The organism is Streptomyces sp. NPDC054847, from assembly GCF_053610925.1.
Genome location: NZ_JBSGZJ010000609.1, coordinates 1 through 3,355, shown reverse-complemented (window position 1 = coordinate 3,355; position 3,355 = coordinate 1). Strand labels below are relative to the sequence as shown.

Sequence of the window (3,355 nt, the reverse complement as noted above, 5' to 3'; positions counted from 1 at the left end):
GCCGCACGCCGTGCTCGCACGGCTCAGTGGAAGAAGTGCCGCGTCCCAGTGAAGTACATCGTCACGCCCGCCTTCTTCGCCGCCTCGACCACCAGCTCGTCGCGGACCGAACCGCCCGGCTGGACCACGGCCTTGACGCCCGCCGCGGTGAGGATCTCCAGGCCGTCCGGGAACGGGAAGAACGCGTCCGACGCGGCGTACGCGCCCCGGGCCCGGTCCTCGCCGGCCCGCTCGACCGCGAGCTTCGCGGAGTCGACGCGGTTGACCTGGCCCATGCCGACGCCCACAGAGGCGCCGTCCTTGGCGAGCAGGATCGCGTTGGACTTGACCGCGCGGCACGCCTTCCAGGCGAAGGCCAGCTCGGCCAGCTCCTCGGCGGACAGGGCCTCGCCCGTCGCCAGGGTCCAGTTCTCCGGCTTGTCGCCGTCCGCCTGGAGGCGGTCGGTGACCTGGAGGAGCGCACCGCCGTCGATGGGCTTGAGCTCGACCGGGTTCGCCGGGGCGCCCTCGGCGCGCAGGACGCGGATGTTCTTCTTGCGGGCCAGGACCTCGACCGCGCCGTCCTCGTACGCCGGGGCCACGATGACCTCGGTGAAGATCTCGGCGACCTGCTCGGCCATCGCCACGGAGACCGGGCGGTTGACGGCGATCACGCCACCGAACGCGGAGAGCGGGTCGCAGGCGTGCGCCTTGCGGTGCGCCTCCGCGACGTCCGCGCCGATCGCGATGCCGCACGGGTTGGCGTGCTTGATGATCGCGACGCAGGGCTCGGAGTGGTCGTACGCGGCCCGGCGCGCGGCGTCGGTGTCCGTGTAGTTGTTGTACGACATCTCCTTGCCGTGCAGCTGCTCCGCCTGCGCGAGGCCGCCGCTGCCGGAGGTGTAGAGGGCGGCGGGCTGGTGCGGGTTCTCGCCGTAGCGCAGGACGTTCTCGCGCTCCCAGGTGGCGCCGAGGAAGTCGGGGAAGTCGCTCTCGTCGGCGGGCGCGTAGGAGGAGGCGAACCAGGACGCGACGGCCACGTCGTACGCGGCGGTGTGCTGGAAGGCCTCGGCGGCCAGGCGCTTGCGGGCGGCCAGCTCGAAGCCTCCCTCACGGGCGGCGGTCAGCACGTCCGCATATCGCGCCGGGCTGGTGACGACCGCGACCGAGGGGTGGTTCTTGGCGGCGGCGCGGACCATCGACGGACCGCCGATGTCGATCTGCTCGACGCACTCGTCCGGGGTCGCGCCGGAGGCGACGGTCTCCTTGAAGGGGTACAGGTTCACGATCACCAGGTCGAAGGGCTCGACGCCCAGCTCGGCGAGCTGCCGCTGGTGGTCCTCCAGACGCAGGTCGGCGAGGATGCCGGCGTGCACGCGCGGGTGGAGGGTCTTGACGCGGCCGTCCAGGCACTCGGGGAAGCCGGTGAGCTCCTCGACCTTGGTGACCGGGACGCCCGCCGCGGCGATCTTCGAGGCGGTGGAGCCGGTGGAGACGAGGGAGACACCCGCCTCGTGCAGGCCGCGGGCCAGCTCCTCAAGGCCGGTCTTGTCGTAGACGCTGACGAGTGCGCGGCGGATGGGGCGCTTCGTACCTTCGGCGGTCACGGGATTGTTACCTTTCGTCCCTCAATGCGGTAGCCGTGCCGGGCCAGACGCCCCACGACCTCGACGAGCAGCGAGCGCTCGACTTCCTTGATGCGCTCATGGAGAGCGGCTTCATCGTCCTCGTCCCGGATCTCGACCACGCCCTGGGCGATGATCGGGCCGGTGTCGACGCCGTCGTCGACGAAGTGGACGGTGCATCCGGTGACCTTCACGCCGTACGCGAGGGCGTCGCGCACTCCGTGGGCACCGGGAAAACTGGGCAGCAGCGCCGGGTGGGTGTTGACGACCCGGCCGCCGAAGCGGGCGAGGAACTCCTTGCCGACGATCTTCATGAAGCCGGCCGAGACCACGAGGTCGGGCTCGTAGGCGGCGGTGGCGGCGGTCAGTGCGCGGTCCCACTCGTCGCGGGTGGCGTGGTCCTTCACCCGGCACACGAAGGTGGGCAGTCCGGCCCGCTCGGCCCGCTCGAGACCCGCGATGCCGTCGCGGTCGGCACCGACGGCGACGATCCGGGCGCCGTACCCGTCGGGGTCGGCGGCGATGGCGTCGAGCAGGGCCTGGAGGTTGGTACCGGACCCGGAGACCAGGACGACGATGCGGGCGGCGGCCACGGGGACTCTTTTCGCGTTACGGTGCGGCTTACGGTGCAGCTTTGTGCGGTCGTACAAATGGAGCGCATCCCCGGATACGGGGAACTCTACGAAGCGGTCGACCGTCAGCAACGATACCGGCACACAGCACGGCCCCCACGGGACGGGGGCGTGGCCGGAAGGTAGCGTCTGGGGGCAGGGCCCGCGCCCAGGCGGTCCCGATCAAGGGCATGACGAGGGGAAGACGTTCACCAGATGCCGGACCGACGCCGTCGTACGGACCTCCTGTTGCCGCGGGAGCGCCAGTCCACGGACGACAACAACCCCTTCGCGCCGCCGCCGGAGGGCAGGCCGGACCAGCCGTGGCAGCCGCGCCACCCGTCGTCCGACGACGACTCCTCCTCGTCCTCCGGCCGGTCCGGCGGCGACGGCTCGGACAACGGCTCGGAATCGGGCTCCGGATCGGGCTCGGGCTCGAACTGGGGCAGCCAGTGGAGCAGCCGCCAGCCCGGCCGCTCTTCGGGCGGCGGCTTCGGCGGCCGTCCGCGCCCCGACGGCAACGGCGGCGGCCAGGGCGGCCCCGGGGCCCCCGGCCTGCGCTGGGACCCGACGGACCCCGCGCAGCGGCGGGCACGGTACGCGTTGCTGTCGGGCATGTGGGCGTTCTTCTTCGCCCTGTTCGACTTCCCCGAGATCGCCCTGTTGCTCGGTGCCCTCGCGCTGTACTGGAGCATCAGCTCCCTGCGCGCCAAGCCCCGGCGCCGGGTCGACGCCGACGCCCTGACCACGGGCGGGACCCCGGCGAACGCACCGGCCGCCCCGCAGCACGCTCCCGCGTCCGCGCCGCCCGCCTCCCCCGGCAGGCCGCAGATCACGGCGGCGGTGAGCGGCCTCGTCATGGCGAGCATCGCGCTGCTGATCGTGGCGGCGTCCTTCACGGCGCAGCTGGTCTACCGCGACTACTACACCTGTGTGAACGACGCACTGACCAAGTCGGGGCAGCTGGCCTGCAACGAGAAGCTCCCGGAGCCCCTGCGGGGCGTCCTGGGCGTCAAGGAGTAACACGCGCGACAGCGCGCCTGGTAACCCTCCAGCCACACCAACGACTCCGGCCGGTAGACCCGGGTCCGCAGGAACGCCGCGATCGTCGCCGCGTCACGCGGGCTGGAGAAGTGCAGC

The 3,355-nt window shown here is 72.1% G+C and carries 3 protein-coding genes; 1 reads left to right on the top strand and 2 read right to left on the bottom strand.

The window, feature by feature from the left end:
• Window positions 1–23: 23 nt before the first annotated feature.
• Window positions 24–1,586 carry a bifunctional phosphoribosylaminoimidazolecarboxamide formyltransferase/IMP cyclohydrolase gene (purH, locus tag ACWGH4_RS33125; protein ID WP_453467370.1) on the bottom strand — a complete coding sequence of 521 codons (1,563 nt, stop codon included), beginning with the start codon at window positions 1,584–1,586 and terminating at the stop codon, window positions 24–26.
• Window positions 1,583–2,197 (bottom strand): phosphoribosylglycinamide formyltransferase, encoded by a 615-nt coding sequence (purN, locus tag ACWGH4_RS33120; RefSeq protein ID WP_453467368.1) that lies wholly within the window; start codon window positions 2,195–2,197, stop codon window positions 1,583–1,585. The genes purH and purN overlap by 4 nt, the downstream gene beginning before the upstream one ends.
• A 234-nt stretch (window positions 2,198–2,431) precedes the next feature.
• On the opposite strand from purN, the gene ACWGH4_RS33115 reads away from it, so the two are divergent.
• Window positions 2,432–3,238 (top strand): hypothetical protein, encoded by an 807-nt coding sequence (locus tag ACWGH4_RS33115; RefSeq protein ID WP_453467366.1) that lies wholly within the window; start codon window positions 2,432–2,434, stop codon window positions 3,236–3,238.
• Window positions 3,239–3,355 lie beyond the last annotated feature (117 nt).

Bases quoted from the DNA above. Each gene is read 5' to 3' on its own strand.
- ACWGH4_RS33115 (WP_453467366.1), top strand. From the start codon at position 2,432: ATGCCGGACCGACGCCGTCGTACGGACCTCCTGTTGCCGCGGGAGCGC.